This is a genomic window from Pseudomonas sp. Pse35 (assembly GCF_024519715.1).
Classification (GTDB): Bacteria; Pseudomonadota; Gammaproteobacteria; order Pseudomonadales; family Pseudomonadaceae; genus Aquipseudomonas; species Aquipseudomonas paracarnis.
Genome location: NZ_JALJRP010000002.1, coordinates 20,926 through 36,097, shown reverse-complemented (window position 1 = coordinate 36,097; position 15,172 = coordinate 20,926). Strand labels below are relative to the sequence as shown.

General features: G+C 60.6%; 14 protein-coding genes. 9 read left to right on the top strand and 5 right to left on the bottom strand.

Annotated elements, in window-relative coordinates; translation table 11 throughout:
• The first annotated feature begins 85 nt into the window (after nt 1-85).
• Complete coding sequence (locus tag OC445_RS00890; RefSeq protein ID WP_054919717.1) at nt 86-310, top strand: DUF1127 domain-containing protein; 225 nt, start codon at nt 86-88, stop codon at nt 308-310.
• On the opposite strand, the gene OC445_RS00885 is transcribed toward OC445_RS00890, so the two are convergent.
• Complete coding sequence (locus tag OC445_RS00885; RefSeq protein WP_262019911.1) at nt 311-1,603, bottom strand: NAD(P)/FAD-dependent oxidoreductase; 1,293 nt, start codon at nt 1,601-1,603, stop codon at nt 311-313.
• A 115-nt stretch (nt 1,604-1,718) separates the two neighbouring features.
• Between OC445_RS00885 and OC445_RS00880 the strand changes: the two genes are divergently transcribed.
• Entirely contained in the window at nt 1,719-2,072 is a 354-nt protein-coding gene (locus OC445_RS00880; RefSeq protein ID WP_003195461.1) for a YkgJ family cysteine cluster protein, read from the top strand.
• Between the two features lie 71 nt (nt 2,073-2,143).
• On the opposite strand, the gene OC445_RS00875 is transcribed toward OC445_RS00880, so the two are convergent.
• Entirely contained in the window at nt 2,144-2,632 is a 489-nt protein-coding gene (locus tag OC445_RS00875; protein ID WP_003176896.1) for an Lrp/AsnC ligand binding domain-containing protein, read from the bottom strand.
• Between the two features lie 156 nt (nt 2,633-2,788).
• Between OC445_RS00875 and dadA the strand changes: the two genes are divergently transcribed.
• The 6 genes from dadA to OC445_RS00845 all read left to right on the top strand — a co-directional run bounded on the left by dadA (nt 2,789) and on the right by OC445_RS00845 (nt 8,886).
• Nucleotides 2,789-4,090, top strand: a complete 1,302-nt coding sequence (gene dadA / locus OC445_RS00870; protein ID WP_054896021.1) for a D-amino acid dehydrogenase — start codon at nt 2,789-2,791, stop codon at nt 4,088-4,090.
• Nucleotides 4,062-4,415 carry a RidA family protein gene (locus OC445_RS00865; protein WP_198790713.1) on the top strand — a complete coding sequence of 118 codons (354 nt, stop codon included), beginning with the start codon at nt 4,062-4,064 and terminating at the stop codon, nt 4,413-4,415. Before dadA ends, OC445_RS00865 begins: the two co-directional genes overlap by 29 nt.
• 78 nt (nt 4,416-4,493) lie before the next feature.
• Nucleotides 4,494-5,567 carry an alanine racemase gene (alr, locus tag OC445_RS00860; RefSeq protein WP_034129082.1) on the top strand — a complete coding sequence of 358 codons (1,074 nt, stop codon included), beginning with the start codon at nt 4,494-4,496 and terminating at the stop codon, nt 5,565-5,567.
• Between the two features lie 116 nt (nt 5,568-5,683).
• Nucleotides 5,684-6,232, top strand: a complete 549-nt coding sequence (locus OC445_RS00855; protein ID WP_014720470.1) for a cupin domain-containing protein — start codon at nt 5,684-5,686, stop codon at nt 6,230-6,232.
• 182 nt (nt 6,233-6,414) lie between these two features.
• Nucleotides 6,415-6,825 carry a c-type cytochrome gene (locus OC445_RS00850; RefSeq protein WP_034129081.1) on the top strand — a complete coding sequence of 137 codons (411 nt, stop codon included), beginning with the start codon at nt 6,415-6,417 and terminating at the stop codon, nt 6,823-6,825.
• 138 nt (nt 6,826-6,963) lie between these two features.
• Nucleotides 6,964-8,886 (top strand): acetyl-CoA hydrolase/transferase C-terminal domain-containing protein, encoded by a 1,923-nt coding sequence (locus tag OC445_RS00845; RefSeq protein ID WP_057975302.1) that lies wholly within the window; start codon nt 6,964-6,966, stop codon nt 8,884-8,886.
• Between the two features lie 54 nt (nt 8,887-8,940).
• Here the strand turns inward: OC445_RS00845 and OC445_RS00840 are convergent, their stop codons facing one another.
• Together OC445_RS00840 and rep are read right to left on the bottom strand one after the other, a co-directional pair.
• Nucleotides 8,941-9,513 carry a xanthine phosphoribosyltransferase gene (locus tag OC445_RS00840; protein WP_003195447.1) on the bottom strand — a complete coding sequence of 191 codons (573 nt, stop codon included), beginning with the start codon at nt 9,511-9,513 and terminating at the stop codon, nt 8,941-8,943.
• A gap of 58 nt (nt 9,514-9,571) precedes the next feature.
• On the bottom strand, nt 9,572-11,581 hold the full coding sequence (rep, locus tag OC445_RS00835; protein ID WP_005792464.1) for a DNA helicase Rep: 2,010 nt from the start codon (nt 11,579-11,581) through the stop codon (nt 9,572-9,574).
• A 266-nt stretch (nt 11,582-11,847) separates the two neighbouring features.
• Between rep and OC445_RS00830 the strand changes: the two genes are divergently transcribed.
• Complete coding sequence (locus tag OC445_RS00830) at nt 11,848-13,512, top strand: putative bifunctional diguanylate cyclase/phosphodiesterase (RefSeq protein ID WP_054917119.1); 1,665 nt, start codon at nt 11,848-11,850, stop codon at nt 13,510-13,512.
• Nucleotides 13,513-13,637: 125 nt separating this feature from the next.
• Here OC445_RS00830 and OC445_RS00825 read toward each other — a convergent pair whose 3' ends face one another.
• Complete coding sequence (locus tag OC445_RS00825; protein ID WP_054917116.1) at nt 13,638-15,041, bottom strand: NorM family multidrug efflux MATE transporter; 1,404 nt, start codon at nt 15,039-15,041, stop codon at nt 13,638-13,640.
• Nucleotides 15,042-15,172: the final 131 nt, after the last annotated feature.

The window sequence follows — 15,172 nt, the reverse complement described above, 5'->3', positions numbered from 1 at the left end:
AATAAAAGTTGGCTGAATCTGTAATGGTTCTGGCCGCCCGCGCATGCTGATCACTTAAGGCAACAGGCCAATGAGGGGCAGTCAAATGAGCGGCATGAGCGATGTACGGCTGGCGTTACGCAGTCAGGAACTGGAAGCAGCGCAGGAACAGGTGATCACTGCCTCGGCTTCTGGCCGCTGGAATCTGTTCTGGCGCCGTCGCCATACGCGCAAGGCCCTGCTGGATCTGAGCCGCGAGCAGTTACGCGACATCGGGCTGACCGCCGATCAGGCGCGCCGTGAGGGTTTGAAACCCTTCTGGCGCGATTGATCAGAGCAGTTCTTTGAGGCGGTGCCAGAGCATCCCCAGGGCCAGCAACGGCGAACGCAGGTGTTTGCCGCCGGGGAAGGTGATGTGTGGCACCTGGGCGAACAGATCGAAACGCCCCTCTTGCTGGCCGCTGATGGCCTCGGCCAGCAGCTTGCCCGCCAGGTGCGTGGCGTTGAGGCCATGGCCGGCATAGGCCTGGGCGTAATACACGTTGGGTTGATCGGCCAGGCGGCCAATCTGCGGCAGGCGGTTGGCGCCGATGCCGATCATGCCGCCCCATTGGTAGTCGATTTTCACATCTGCCAATTGGGGGAATACCTGCAGCATCTTCGGTCGCATGTAGGCGCCGATGTCCTTGGGGTCTCGACCGGAGTAGTGGCAGGCGCCGCCGAACAACAGGCGACGGTCGGCGGACAGGCGGAAGTAATCCACCGTCACGCGCTGGTCACACACGGCCATGTTCTGCGGTAACAGGCGGGTGGCTTGCGCCTCGCTCAAGGGCTCGGTGGCAATGATGTAGCTGCCGGCAGGCAACACCTTGCCGCTCAGTTGCGGGTTGAGCCCGTTCAGGTAGGCGTTGCAGGCCAGTACCAGGGTCTTGGCGCGCACAGTGCCTTGGGCGGTATGCACCTTGACCTCAGGGCCATAGTCGATACGGGTCACTTGGGATTGCTCGTACAGCGCCACGCCCAACTGCTGGGCAACGGCAGCCTCACCCAGTGCCAGATTCAGCGGGTGCAGATGGCCGGAACCCATGTCGATCATGCCGCCTACATAGCGATCAGAGCCGATTACCGTGCCCATCTCGCTGGCTTGCAACAGGCGCACTTCGTAGCGGTAACCGAGGCTGCGCAGCTCTTCGGCATCCTGGGCCAGGCCCTGCAGGTCGCGGGGTTTGTTGGCCAGGTCGCAGTAGCCCCAGGTCAGGTCACAGGGGATCTGGAAGCGCTCCACACGCTCGCGCACGATCTCCACGGCTTCCAGGCCCATCAGCTTCATCTGGCGCACGCCGTCGCTGCCGATCACCTGGGTGAACTGATCCAGCCCGTGGCCGACACCGCGAATCAACTGGCCGCCATTGCGCCCGCTGGCGCCCCAACCGATTTTGCGCGCCTCCAGCAACACCACGCGAAAGCCGCGCTCGGCCAACTCCAGGGCGGTGTTGAGCCCGGAGAACCCCCCGCCGATCACACAGACATCGGCGTTCACCTCACCCGTCAGCGTCGGGTAATCCGGTTGCGGGACGCTGCTGGCGGCGTAGTAGGAAGCGGTGTGCCGGGCGCTGGCGGTCATGGGGAACCTCCCTGTCTGGAAAATTTGACGCAGGATACAGGGGTCGCACGACGCTGTCTGCGCGGGGCTTTTTGCGTCAGAATCCACGTCTATTCGACGTTCGGTATGGGTTTCGATGAGTTGCAACAGTCAGAAAATCAGCGCGCTGCGTCGCCAGATTCCTTCGTTCGAGTGCGTCCCCGGTTGCCACGACTGCTGTGGGCCGGTGACCACCTCGCCCGAGGAAATGTCGCGTCTGCCGCGCAAGACCGCTGCCGAGCAAGAGGCGGCGATGGACGAGCTGAACTGCGTACACCTGGGGCCTAAGGGTTGCACGGTGTATGACGAGCGGCCGCTGATCTGTCGCCTGTTCGGCACCACCAAGACCTTGCCGTGCCCCAATGGCAGGCGGCCGGTGGAGCTGATTCATCCGCGGGTGGAGAAGCAGATTCATGAGTACATGGCGAGTACCCGGCAGGTGTTGGTCTAGCGGATGTACTCGGTTAAAACTGTGGGAGCTGGCTTGCCAGCTCCCACATTTGACCGTGTTGTGTCAGTGGGTCAGTCAGGGATCGGCAGGTTCAGGCTCTCTTTCACCTCTTCCATCACGATATAGCTTTTGGATTCCCGCACATGGGGGAGTTTGAGCAGGATATCGCCCAGCAATTTGCGGTACGACGCCATCTCCGAGATTCGCGCTTTCACCAGGTAGTCGAAATCACCCGACACCAGATGGCATTCCAGCACGTGAGGCAGTTTCAGCACGGCTCGGCGAAATTCTTCAAAGGTGTCACCCGACTTGTAATCCAGGCTGATCTCGACAAATACCAGCAAACTTCCCTTCAAATGCTGGGGATTGAGCCGTGCGTTGTAGCCCATGATGATCCCTTCGCGCTCCAGGCGCCGCACGCGCTCGGTGCAGGGCGTGGTGGACAGCCCGACCTTTTCCCCCAGCTCCGTGAACGAGATGCGCCCGTCGGTTTGCAGGATGCGCAGGATATTGCGGTCGATCTTGTCCAGCTCCCGCTTGGTCTGGGTGTTGGTACGCATAGGGGATACGCCTCTGTCAAAAGGGTTTTTGCCAAGAATTGTCGCCAAATATAGGCATTTATATAGTGAAATGCACTGCCGATTGTTTTTTACACTGCGCCCATCATTGCTCGAATAACACACGTCAGCGGCTGAGCCCGCGATGAGGATATAAAAATGCGCGTTCTGGTCTTGGGTAGCGGCGTCATTGGGGTGACCAGTGCCTACTATTTGGCGCGGGCCGGCTTCGACGTTGTGGTGGTTGATCGTCAGCCTGCCGCTGCCATGGAAACCAGTTTCGCTAACGCCGGTCAGGTGTCCCCTGGCTACGCCTCGCCATGGGCCGCGCCGGGTGTGCCGCTCAAGGCCATCAAATGGCTGCTTCAGCGCCACGCGCCGCTGGCGATCAAGGCCACCGCCGATATCGACCAATACCTGTGGATGGCGCAGATGCTGCGCAACTGCACGGCTAGCCGCTACGCGGTGAACAAGGAACGCATGGTGCGCCTGTCCGAGTACAGCCGCGACTGCCTTGACGAATTGCGCGCCGAGACCGGCATTGCCTACGAAGGGCGCAGCCTCGGGACTACCCAACTGTTCCGCACCCAGGCCCAGCTCGATGGCGCCGCCAAGGACATCGCCGTGCTGAAAGAGTCCGGCGTGCCATTCGAATTGCTCGACCGAGCCGGCATTGCCCGGGTTGAACCGGCCCTGGCCAGCGTCACCGATATCCTCGCGGGTGCCTTGCGCCTGCCCAACGACCAGACGGGCGATTGCCAGATGTTCACCACGCGCCTGGTCGAAATGTGCAAACAATTGGGCGTGGAATTCCGCTTCGAACAAGACATCCAGCGCCTGGACTACGCAGGCGACCGCATCAACGGTGTGCTGATCGACGGCAAGCTGGAAACTGCCGACCGCTATGTACTGGCTCTCGGCAGTTACTCGCCCAAGTTGCTCAAGCCATTGGGGATCAAGGCGCCGGTGTACCCGCTCAAGGGTTATTCGCTGACTGTGCCGATCACTAACCCGGCAATGGCGCCGACCTCGACCATTCTCGATGAAACCTACAAAGTCGCGATCACCCGTTTCGACAACCGTATTCGCGTCGGTGGCATGGCTGAAATAGCCGGTTTTGACCTGTCGCTGAACCCGCGGCGACGTGAAACCCTGGAGATGATCGTCAACGACCTTTATCCTCAGGGCGGCGATCTGGCCCAGGCCAGTTTCTGGACCGGCCTGCGCCCGACCACCCCGGACGGTACACCGATTGTGGGTGCCACGCCGTTCAAGAACCTGTTCCTGAATACAGGCCACGGTACCCTCGGTTGGACCATGGCCTGTGGTTCGGGTCGCTTGCTGGCCGACCTGATGGCGAAGAAAACGCCGCAGATCAGTGCCGCAGGCCTCGATATTTCCCGTTATGGCAACCACCAGGAGTCCGCACAACATGTCAATCCAGCGCCAGCTCACCAATGAGCGCATGAGCCAGATCGTTGTCCACAGCGGTACCGTGTACCTGGCAGGGCAAGTTGGCGACGACATGAGCGCCGGGATTGAGCAGCAGACCCGTCAAACCCTGGTCAATATCGAGCGCTTGCTGGACCTTGCCGGTACCGACAAATCCAGGTTGCTGTCGGTAACGATCTACCTGAAGGACATCGACGCCGACTTCGCTTTGATGAACGCGGTATGGGACAAATGGCTGCCCAAAGGCGTCGCCCCGGCCCGCGCCACTGTGCAAGCCAAGCTGTGCGAACCCGAGATTCTGGTAGAGCTGTCTGTCGTGGCTGCGCTGCCTTAACAACGATCCCTCTCCCGGTGCCGGCGTTGTTGGTCGGCACCGGTTTTTTTTGACTTTGCTGCCTAGAAGCCTGCCGCCATGCGTCCAGCCCGTGCCCTGATCGATCTCCAAGCCCTGCGCCATAACTACCAATTGGCCCGAGAAGTCACCGGGGCCAAGGCCCTCGCCGTGATCAAGGCCGATGCCTACGGCCATGGCGCGGTGCCTGTGGCCCAGGCACTGGAGGCGCAAGCCGACGGCTTCGCGGTGGCGTGCATCGAGGAAGCGCTGGAGCTGCGCGCCGCCGGCATTCGTGCGCCGGTGTTGCTGCTGGAAGGTTTTTTCGAAGCCGACGAGTTGCCGCTGATCATCGAGCAGGATTTGTGGTGCGTGGTGCATTCGCTGTGGCAGTTGGACGCCATCGAGCAAGCTCGTTTGAGCAAGCCGCTGACAGTGTGGCTGAAGCTGGACTCGGGCATGCACCGTGTGGGCCTGCACCCCAAGGATTACCAGGAGGCGTATCAGCGCCTGCTGGCGAGTGGCAAAGTGGCGAAAATCGTGCTGATGAGCCATTTTGCCCGCGCCGATGAGCTCGATTGCGTCAGCAGCAACGAACAAGTAACGGTGTTTGAGGCGGCGCGCCAGGGGCTGGCGGCTGAGGTCAGCCTGCGCAACTCACCGTCTGTATTGGGCTGGCCAAGCGTGTCCAGCGACTGGGTGCGCCCCGGTATCATGCTTTACGGCGCAACGCCCTTTGGCGAAGACCAGGCCCTCGCCGCGCGCTTGCAGCCTGTGATGACCCTGGAGTCCAAAGTCATCTGCGTGCGCGAGTTGCCGGCCGGTGAGCCGGTGGGCTACGGCGCCAGGTTCGTCACGCCCAAGCCGATGCGCATCGGTGTGGTTGCCATGGGTTATGCCGACGGTTACCCACGTCATGCGCCGACCGGTACCCCGGTGCTGGTCGCTGGCCAGCGCAGCCGGCTGCTGGGGCGCGTGTCCATGGACATGCTGTGTGTCGACCTCACCGACTTGCCCCAGGCGGGCCTTGGTTCCACCGTAGAGTTGTGGGGCAAGCACATCCTCGCCAGTGATGTTGCCGTGGCCGCCGAGACCATCCCCTATCAGATTTTCTGCAATCTGCGCCGAGTGCCAAGGCTCTATAGCGGCGCTTAGCCGCCGGCAACGAACCGAGCACACCGGGATTTAGGCCCAAGTGTTGTAAATACTGAACGCTGTCGCCATGATAACGCTCAATTACAACAAAGCCTGAATCCTAGGAGGCTCCTGCATTGGACGTCGGCGAACGACTGCAATCCATCCGTAAACTCAAAGGTCTTTCCCAGCGTGAGCTCGCCAAGCGTGCGGGCGTCACCAACAGCACCATTTCGATGATCGAGAAAAACAGCGTCAGCCCCTCGATCAGCTCCCTGCGCAAGGTGTTGGGCGGTATCCCCATGTCCATGGTCGAGTTCTTCTCCGAAGAAGTGCTCCAGGAAATACCGACGCAGATCGTCTATAAAGCCAATGAGCTGATCGACATCTCTGACGGTGCCGTCACCATGAAACTGGTGGGCCGGGCGCGCCCAAGCCGGGCTATCGCATTTCTCAATGAAATCTACCCTCCGGGTGCCGACACGGGCGAAGAAATGCTCACCCATGAAGGCGAAGAAACCGGAATTCTGGTGGAAGGGCGCCTGGAATTGGTGGTCGGTCTTGAAACTTTTGTGCTCGAAGCGGGCGATAGCTACTACTTTGAAAGCACCAGGCCTCATCGTTTTCGCAATCCGTTCGACGTGCCGGCGCGACTAATCAGCGCAGCCACACCCGCGAACTTTTAAGAATAGAGGCGCCCTGCCAGCGTTGCAGAGGTTCCCGCAGCTGTACACCGTGAGGCCGAATCTCCCTTTATTTAATAGGGTTGTTTCGGCCAGGCGGGCTAACCGTTATACTTTCGCCGCCTGCGAAACCGTGGCCGCAGGCGTGAATAGCCACCATTGAGGGTGAACGCGTGAACCTAATTATGAAAATGCTGGCTGCACCAGCAACCGTACTGGCCCTATGGGCTGTCAGCGCTCAAGCTGCGACCAATGATGACATTGCCAAGCGCCTGGAGCCTGTGGGCCAGGTTTGCGTCCAGGGCCAGGAATGCAAGGGCATGGAAGTTGCCGTGGCAGCCGGCGGCGGCGGCGCGAAAACCCCCGATGAGATCATCGCCAAGCACTGTAATGCGTGCCACGGCAGCGGCCTTTTGGGTGCGCCAAAAATTGGCGACACCGCCGCATGGAAAGAACGCGCCGACCATCAAGGTGGCCTCGATGGCATCCTGGCCAAGGCCATCACCGGTATCAACGCCATGCCGCCCAAAGGCACCTGCGCTGATTGTTCGGATGACGACCTCAAGGGTGCGATCAAGAAGATGTCCGGGCTGTAATCGGCCGATCTTCGTCAAAAATGCCGCTTACCAGCGGCTTTTTTGTGCCCGCGATTTGGTATTCAGGCTGTTCATTGCAGCAAAGACCCGGCAAGCTCGGTCCAACCCCTAATTCATGGAATGTTCGGGAGCAGTCGGATGGTGCAGTTGTGTTCAATCGAGCAAGCAGTTGACGACGTACTGGAGCGCCTGCCGGCGCATATCCACATGGGTATGCCGCTGGGGCTGGGCAAGCCCAACCTGTTCGTCAACGCGCTGTACCGGCGCATCGCAAAATTGCCCGAACGGGCGCTGACGCTCTATACGGCCTTGAGCCTGGGCCGTCCTACGCAGGGTGACGGTCTTCAAAAGCGCTTTATCGAACCTTTCATCGAACGAGTGTTTGGCGACTACCCCGAGCTGGATTTCCTCGCGGACCTGCACAAGGGCAGCCTGCCGAAGAATATCCGTGTGCAGCAATTCTTCATGCAGCCCGGCAGCTTGCTCCACAGCGCCGCGGCGCAACAGGATTACGTCAGCAGCAACTACAGCCATGCGGCCCGCGACATCAACGCCGCCGGCCTGAACCTGGTGGCGCAATTGGTTGCCAGTAGCAGCGAGCATCCCGACCGCCTGAGCCTGAGCTGCAACCCGGATATCACCCTCGACCTGATGCCCATGATCGCCAAGCGCCGCGCGGCTGGGGAGACCATCCTGGTCGTCGGCCAGGTCCATAGCGATTTGCCCTACATGCCTGGCGATGCCGAGTTGGGCATGGATGAGTTCGACTACCTGCTGGATGAAAAAGACAGCACCACGCTGTTCTCCACTCCGAACATGCCGGTGGGCTTTCAGGATCATTTTATCGGCCTGCATGCCAGCACCCTGGTGCGTGATGGCGGTACGTTGCAGATTGGCATCGGCTCCATGGGCGATGCACTGACGGCTGCCTTGCTGGCGCGCCAGGCCGACAACGAAGCCTATCGCCTGTTGCTCACCGACTTGGATGTGTACCAGTGGGCGCCGTTGATCAGCCGCGAAGGCGGCGTCGAGCCGTTTGCCCGTGGCCTTTATGGTTGCAGCGAGATGTTCGTCAACGGCCTGCTGGTATTGGCCGATGCCGGGATCGTGCGGCGCAAGGTCTACCCGGACGTGGCGACCCAGATGCAGGCCAACGCGGGCACCCTGGACGACGCGGCGCAGCCCGATGGCGTGTCGATCCATGGCGGTTTCTTCCTGGGGCCGCGCAGTTTTTACCAGCGTCTGCAGGAAATGACCCACGCCAAGCGCCAAGCATTCAACATGACCCGCATCAGCTATATCAACGAGCTGTACGGGCAGGAAGAACTCAAGCGCCTGCAGCGCCTGGATGCGCGGTTTATCAACAGCGCCATCATGGTCACCTTGCTCGGTGCTGGCGTGGCTGATCAGTTGGAAGACGGTCGCGTGCTCAGTGGTGTGGGCGGGCAATACAATTTCGTGGCCCAGGGGCATGCGCTGGAAGGTGCACGCTCAATCCTGATTTTGCGCAGCTGGCGTGAGTCGGCGGGTGAGGTCAGTTCCAATATCGTCTGGGAGTACGGCCACTGCACCATTCCCCGGCACCTGCGGGATATCGTCATTACCGAATACGGTATTGCCGACTTGCGGGGTCAGACGGATGCCAAGGTGATCGAAGCGTTGCTGAACATCACTGACTCAAGGTTCCAGCACGACTTGATTGAGCAGGCGCAAAAGGCCGGCAAACTGCCCAAGGACTTCCAGTTGGATCCGCGTTTTGCCGACAACACGCCGCAGCGGCTCCAGGCGATTCAGGCCAGGCACCGTCGCTTGTTTCCCGAATACCCCCTGGGCAGTGACTTCACGGATGAGGAGCGGGACTTGTTGCGGGCGCTGAACTGGCTCAAGAGCAAATTCAAACTCACGGAAATTCTGGAGTTGGGCAAGGCGGCACTCGACGCGCCGGAGCCGGAGGCGTTTCCCGAGCATTTGCAGCGGATGCGCTTGGATAAGCCGGAGGGCATCAAGGAAGACCTGTATCAACGCTTGCTGCTGGCCGGACTGCAGGCCACCGCCCACTGACAGCGCAACGCAAAACCTAATGTGGGAGCAGGCAAGCCAGCTCCCACACAGTGATTACTCGATAAAGGTCACGACACCACCGGCCAGCGACTTCACCCGCGCCAGCGACTCAACCCGATAACCCTGTGCATCCAGTTCTGCACGCCCACCCTGGAACGACTTCTCGATCACAATGCCCAAGCCGGCTACGGTCGCGCCGGCCTGCTTGATGATCGAGATCAGCGCCTGGGACGCCTTGCCGTTGGCCAAAAAGTCATCGATCACCAGCACGCGGTCGCTGCTGGTCAGGTGGCGCGGGGAGATCGCCACGGTGCTTTCGGTTTTCTTGGTGAAGGAATACACCGTGGCCGACAGCAGGTTTTCCGTGAGCGTCAAGGATTGTTGCTTACGGGCGAAGATCACCGGCACACCCAGGTTCAGCCCGGTCATGATCGCCGGGGCAATGCCCGACGCTTCGATGGTGACGATCTTGGTGATGCCCGAATCCTTGAACAGTGCGGCGAACTCGTCGCCGATCAGTTTCATCAGTGCCGGGTCGATCTGGTGGTTCAGAAAGGCGTCAACCTTGAGGACCTGATCGGAAAGCACGATGCCTTCTTCGCGAATTTTCTTGTGCAGTGCTTCCACGGAAAGCTTCCTCTAATGGCGCGTTGTGCGCCGAAAGTAGATTAAAAAGTAGTTGATTCTAGCGCTTTAACATCGCGCGTATATCCGCCAAGGCGGTGTTGCCGCGAACGGCCTTCACCTCGGTGGGAGTGTCGTCATTGCCTTCCCAGGCCAGGTCGTCCGGCGGCAGTTCATCCAGGAACCGGCTGGGGGCACAATCGATGATTTCACCGTATTGCTTGCGCTTGGCTGCAAAGGTGAAGGCCAGGGTCTGACGTGCGCGGGTAATGCCCACGTAGGCCAGGCGGCGTTCTTCCTCGATGGTGTCGGCTTCGATGCTGGAGCGGTGCGGGAGGATTTCCTCTTCCATGCCCATGATGAACACGTAGGGAAATTCCAGGCCCTTGGACGCATGCAAGGTCATCATCTGCACGCCTTCGGCACCGTCTTCCTCTTCTTGCTGGCGCTCGAGCATGTCGCGCAACACCAGCTTGCCGATGGCGTCCTCGACGGTCATCTCGCCGTCTTCGTCTTTTTCCAGGGTGTTCTTCAGCGCCTCGATCAGGAACCAGACGTTGCCCATGCGGTAATCGGCGGCCTTGTCGCTGGAGCTGTTGGTGCGCAGCCAGTTTTCATAGTCGATGTCCATGACCATGCTGCGCAGGGCGCTGATCGGGTCTTCGCCGGCGCACTGCTCGCGGACCTTGTCCATGAAGCGCTTGAAGCGTGACAGGCGATCAGTGAAGCGCGTGTCCAGGTGTTCGCCCAGGCCGATTTCGTCGGTGGCGGCGTACATCGAGATCTTGCGTTCGGTGGCGTAGTTGCCGAGCTTTTCCAGGGTGGTGGAGCCGATTTCCCGGCGCGGCACGTTGATCACGCGCAGGAAGGCGTTGTCGTCGTCCGGGTTCACGATCAGCCGGAAGTAGGCCATCAGGTCTTTGACTTCCTGGCGTCCGAAAAAGCTGTTGCCGCCCGACAGGCGATACGGCACCTGGTGATGCTGCAGCTTCAGCTCAATCAGTTTGGCCTGGTAGTTGCCGCGATACAGGATCGCAAAGTCGCTGTAGGGCCGGTCGGTGCGCAAGTGCAGGCTGAGGATTTCCACGGCGACGCGCTCGGCTTCGGCGTCTTCGTTGCGGCAGCGGATCACACGGATCTCGTCGCCATGGCCCATCTCGCTCCACAGTTGTTTTTCGAACTCGTGGGGGTTGTTGGAGATCAGCACGTTGGCGCAACGCAGGATGCGGCTGGTGGAGCGGTAGTTCTGCTCCAGCATCACCACTTTCAAGGAGGGGTAGTCTTCCTTGAGCAGCATCAGGTTTTCCGGGCGGGCGCCGCGCCAGGCGTAGATCGACTGGTCGTCGTCGCCCACCACGGTGAACTGGTTGCGCGTGCCGATCAGTAATTTCACCAGCAGGTATTGGCTGGCGTTGGTGTCCTGGTATTCGTCCACCAGCAGGTAACGCACCTTGTTCTGCCACTTCTCCAGGATGTCCTTGTGCTCCTGGAAAAGCTTGACTGGCAGCAGGATCAGGTCGTCGAAGTCCACAGCGTTGAACGCCTTGAGCGTACGCTGATAGTGGGTGTAGACGATGGCAGCGGTCTGCTCCTTGGGGTTGCGTGCAGCTTCCAGGGCTTCGGCGGGCAGGATCAGGTCGTTTTTCCACGAGCCGATCATGTTCTTGATTTCGTCGACGCCGTCGTCGCCCGCGTATTCCTTCTGCATGATGTCGGTCATCAGGGCCTTGACGTCGGTCTCGTCAAAGATCGAGAAGCCCGGCTTGTAGCCCAGTCGCACATGCTCCTTGCGGATGATGTTCAGGCCCAGGTTGTGGAAGGTGCACACGGTGAGGCCACGGCCTTCGCCACCCTTGAGCAGGGTGCCGACCCGCTCTTTCATTTCCCGCGCCGCCTTGTTGGTGAAGGTCATGGCGACGATGTACTGGGCGCGGATGCCGCAGTTCTGGATCAAGTGCGCGATCTTGCGCGTGATCACGCTGGTCTTGCCGGAGCCTGCACCGGCGAGCACCAATAGAGGGCCGCCGACGTAGTTCACGGCTTCTTGCTGCCGGGGATTGAGTCGGGACATACGGAATTTCAGGGGTCGTTGTTCAAAAGGGCGGGCATTTTAACAGGCTGGAAAGATTCTGCTGCCATAGAACGACGGTGTGACGTACCACTCGATCTAAATTTGCCGGTTTTGCTACTTTGCCGCAGGATGTTAAGGATTATTCGAGACTAATATTTACAGTCTGCGTGTTTGATAACACCTATCATTTGTCATCCTTTGTCATTGTCAGGCCGCACGTCATAATGGCACCGCTAATGAAATTTTGCAGAGTCTAGGGAGTTAGCGTGTCTACGCCTGTCGAACCCTTGCGTTTGCTGCTGCTGGCCGATGAGCCCGAGTGGGCAGCGTTGTTGCGCGAGTGCCTGGAGCCGATGGGCGAAGGGGCTGTGCTGATCAGTGCGCCCAACTGGGACTCGGTAAGCCGCCTGTTCGATGACGACCAGGGTGCTGTGTTATTGACCACGCCCAGCCTGCAGCCCGGCCCCGGCCGGTGCAGCCTGCCGTGTGTATTGCTGCTGGAGCAGGAGCCACTGGTGTCGCCGCTGGGTGTCAGCGATTGGTTGGTGTTGGATGCATTGGACGCCGACACATTGCGCCGCTGCCTGCGCCATGTGCGCGAGCGCGGCGTGCTGGAAAACACCTTGCAGCGCCTGGCCGAGCAAGACCCGCTCACCGGTATTGCCAACCGTCAGGGCTTCCAGACCTTGCTGGCCGCCCGGCTGGCAGAAAACGAAGGCCGTGGCCTGGCCCTCGGCCATCTGGACCTGGACAATTTTCGTCATGCCAACGATGCCCTCGGCCATCAGGCGGGCGACCGTTTGATCCTGCAAGTGGTGTCGCGGCTCAAGAGTCAGCTCGAAGCCGGGGACCAACTGGCGCGCCTGGGCAGCGATGAGTTTGCCTTGTTGATCGATACCCGCCGGGCGCCCCAGCGCGCCGAATGGATGGCCGAGCGCATCACCGAAGTGATGGCCGAACCCTATTGGGTGGATGGCGAAAGCCTGTTGATCGGTTGCAGCCTGGGCATGGCCCATGCTCGAGCCCGCGCTGGCGCCGACCCGTTGATGTGGCATGCCCATATCGCCATGCAGCAGGCCAAAAGCACCCAAGGCTGTACCTTTCATATCTTCAATGAACGCATCAACCGCAACGCGCGCAGCCTGGCCGACCTGGAAAGTGAACTGCGCCGGGCTTTGCGTCGCGATGAGTTGGAGCTGCATTACCAGCCGCGACTGGACCTGGACGATGGTCATATCGTTGGCCTCGAAGCTCTGGTGCGCTGGCGCCACGGTGAACGCGGCTTGTTGCCGCCTAGCGAATTCGTGCCGCTGGCCGAACAGAGTGGTCTGATCGTGCCATTGGGCTACTGGGTGATCTCCCGAGCTCTGCGCGACATGCAAGACCTGCGTGAACGCGGCCTGCCGCCGCTGCACATGGCGGTCAACCTGTCGTTTCGCCAGTTCCAGGACAGTCAGTTGCTGTCTACCCTCAGCCGCCTGATTGCCGAGCGCGGCGTGGAAGCGCAATGGCTGGAGTTCGAATTGACCGAAACCGCCGTGATGCGCCGCAGCGACCTGGTCAAGCAGACCATGGACGCCCTTGGCCGGCTGGGTGTGCGGTTTTCCCTGGATGATTTCGGCACCGGTTTTTCGTCGTTTGTGCACCTCAACAGCCTGCCGATTGCCTTGTTGAAGATCGACAAGAGCTTTGTCGGCGGCATGGAAGAGCGCGAAGAAAACCGCAAGCTGGTGCACGCCATGATCAACCTGGCCCACAACCTCAACCTGGAAGTGGTCGCCGAAGGCGTGGAAACCCCTGAGCAGCTTGAGCTTTTGCGCTTGTTTGGGTGCGACCAGGTCCAGGGTTACCTGATCAGCAAGCCGTTGCCGCTGCCCGAGCTGGTGGAATACCTGATGTTCGGGCAAAGCCAGCAGGCGCTGTTGGGTTAAGCCTTCAAAGTGGTTCAAATGTGGGAGCTGGCTTGCCTGCGATAGCGGTCGTTCAGCTAATAATGATTAGCCTGACACACCGCTATCGCAGGCAAGCCAGCTCCCACATGTGCCGCGTGTACTCGCTAGTCAGGCAGGGCCGCTCGGAATCCAACAGGAGCATCCGGCTCCTGCCGAATCATCCGCTTCATTTTCGCCTCAAATGCCCAGGTCAGGCTCACCGCCGCACACGCCAGGCCCAGTGCCAGGCCCCACCAGACGCCTGTTGGCCCCCAACCCAGGGTGAACGCCATCAACCAGGCTGACGGTGCGCCAATCAGCCAATAGCAACCCAGGCCCACCAGGAAGGTGGTCTTGGCGTCCTTCAAGCCACGGATACAACCCATGGCTATGGTCTGCACGCCATCGAACAATTCAAACCAGGCGGCGACGGCCAGCAGGCTCACCGCCAGGACGATGACGTCATGGAACGCCGGGTCGTCATGGTCGAGGAACAGTCCGATCAGCGGGTCGGAAAACAGCCACAGTACCGCCGCAAACCCCAACATCACCATGGCGCCGAATCCTATGCCCACTCGTCCGGCCAGGCGTGCCTGCAGCAACTGCCCGGCGCCGTAATGCTGGCCGATGCGCATGGTCACCGCGTAGGACATCCCCGCCGGCACCATGAAGGCCACCGAGACAATCTGCAGGGCGATCTGGTGTGCCGCCAACTGCGTGCTGCCCATGGTGCCCATGCACAACGCCGCAAAGGCAAACAACCCGACCTCTACCGCATAGGTGCCGCCAATCGGCAGGCCCAGGCGCCACAGCTCGCGCAGGTAGTGGGTATTCAGGCGCAGCAGGCCTGTGCCCAGCGGGTAGGCGGCGTAGGTGCGGTTGCTGCGGATGTACCACATCAGTGCCAGCGCCATGCCATTGGCGACGATGGCGGTCACCAGGCCGATGCCCATCAGGCCCAGTTTCGGCAGGCCGAACATGCCTTCGATCAGCGCATGGTTGAGCAGGTAGTTGACCACGGTGCCGCACAGGCTGATCACCATCACCGGGGTGGCCTTGCCGATGGCGCTGGTAAAGCCGCGCAGGGCCATGAAGCTCAGGTAGCCGGGCAGGGCAAAGGGCAGGATCGTCAGAAATTGTCCGGCCGCATGCACGTTGGTTTCGGTCTGGCCGAACATCAGCAGCACCGGCTTCAAGTTCCATAACAGCAACGCCGCCGCCAGGGCCATCAACCACGCCAGCCACAGCCCGGCCTGGGTCAGGCGAGTGGCGCCGTCGATATCGCCCGCGCCATGGCGAATGGCGACCAGGGTGCCCACGGCTGCGATCACGCCGATGCAGAAGATCGCCACGAACGAATAGCTCGCCGCGCCCAGGCCTCCGCCGGCCAGTGCCTCGGGGCTCAAGCGCGCCATCATCAAGGTGTCGGTCAGCACCATCAGCATGTGCGCCAACTGTGAGGCAATCAACGGCCCTGATAGCCGCAGAATGGCCCAGAGTTCGGTACGTGCCGGATGTTGCATGATCATCACACTCGAATGGTCAGGAAGGTAGGGAAGGGTTGATTCTCGGCGCATTCAGCGCATTGCACAAAAGGATAAAAGCGATCGTTGGCATGATTAAAACTCATGCATGAGCGATTCTGGTAGGGTCTCCAGAT

Excerpts from the sequence above, each read along its gene's own strand:
- rep (WP_005792464.1), bottom strand. The coding sequence starts at position 11,581 with ATGTCCCGACTCAATCCCCGGCAGCAAGAAGCCGTGAACTACGTCGGC.
- OC445_RS00845 (WP_057975302.1), top strand. The coding sequence starts at position 6,964 with ATGGTGCAGTTGTGTTCAATCGAGCAAGCAGTTGACGACGTACTGGAG.
- OC445_RS00865 (WP_198790713.1), top strand. The coding sequence starts at position 4,062 with ATGTCAATCCAGCGCCAGCTCACCAATGAGCGCATGAGCCAGATCGTT.
- alr (WP_034129082.1), top strand. The coding sequence starts at position 4,494 with ATGCGTCCAGCCCGTGCCCTGATCGATCTCCAAGCCCTGCGCCATAAC.
- OC445_RS00890 (WP_054919717.1), top strand. The coding sequence starts at position 86 with ATGAGCGGCATGAGCGATGTACGGCTGGCGTTACGCAGTCAGGAACTG.
- OC445_RS00875 (WP_003176896.1), bottom strand. The coding sequence starts at position 2,632 with ATGCGTACCAACACCCAGACCAAGCGGGAGCTGGACAAGATCGACCGC.
- OC445_RS00850 (WP_034129081.1), top strand. The coding sequence starts at position 6,415 with ATGAAAATGCTGGCTGCACCAGCAACCGTACTGGCCCTATGGGCTGTC.
- dadA (WP_054896021.1), top strand. The coding sequence starts at position 2,789 with ATGCGCGTTCTGGTCTTGGGTAGCGGCGTCATTGGGGTGACCAGTGCC.
- OC445_RS00825 (WP_054917116.1), bottom strand. The coding sequence starts at position 15,041 with ATGATCATGCAACATCCGGCACGTACCGAACTCTGGGCCATTCTGCGG.
- OC445_RS00885 (WP_262019911.1), bottom strand. The coding sequence starts at position 1,603 with ATGACCGCCAGCGCCCGGCACACCGCTTCCTACTACGCCGCCAGCAGC.
- OC445_RS00880 (WP_003195461.1), top strand. The coding sequence starts at position 1,719 with ATGAGTTGCAACAGTCAGAAAATCAGCGCGCTGCGTCGCCAGATTCCT.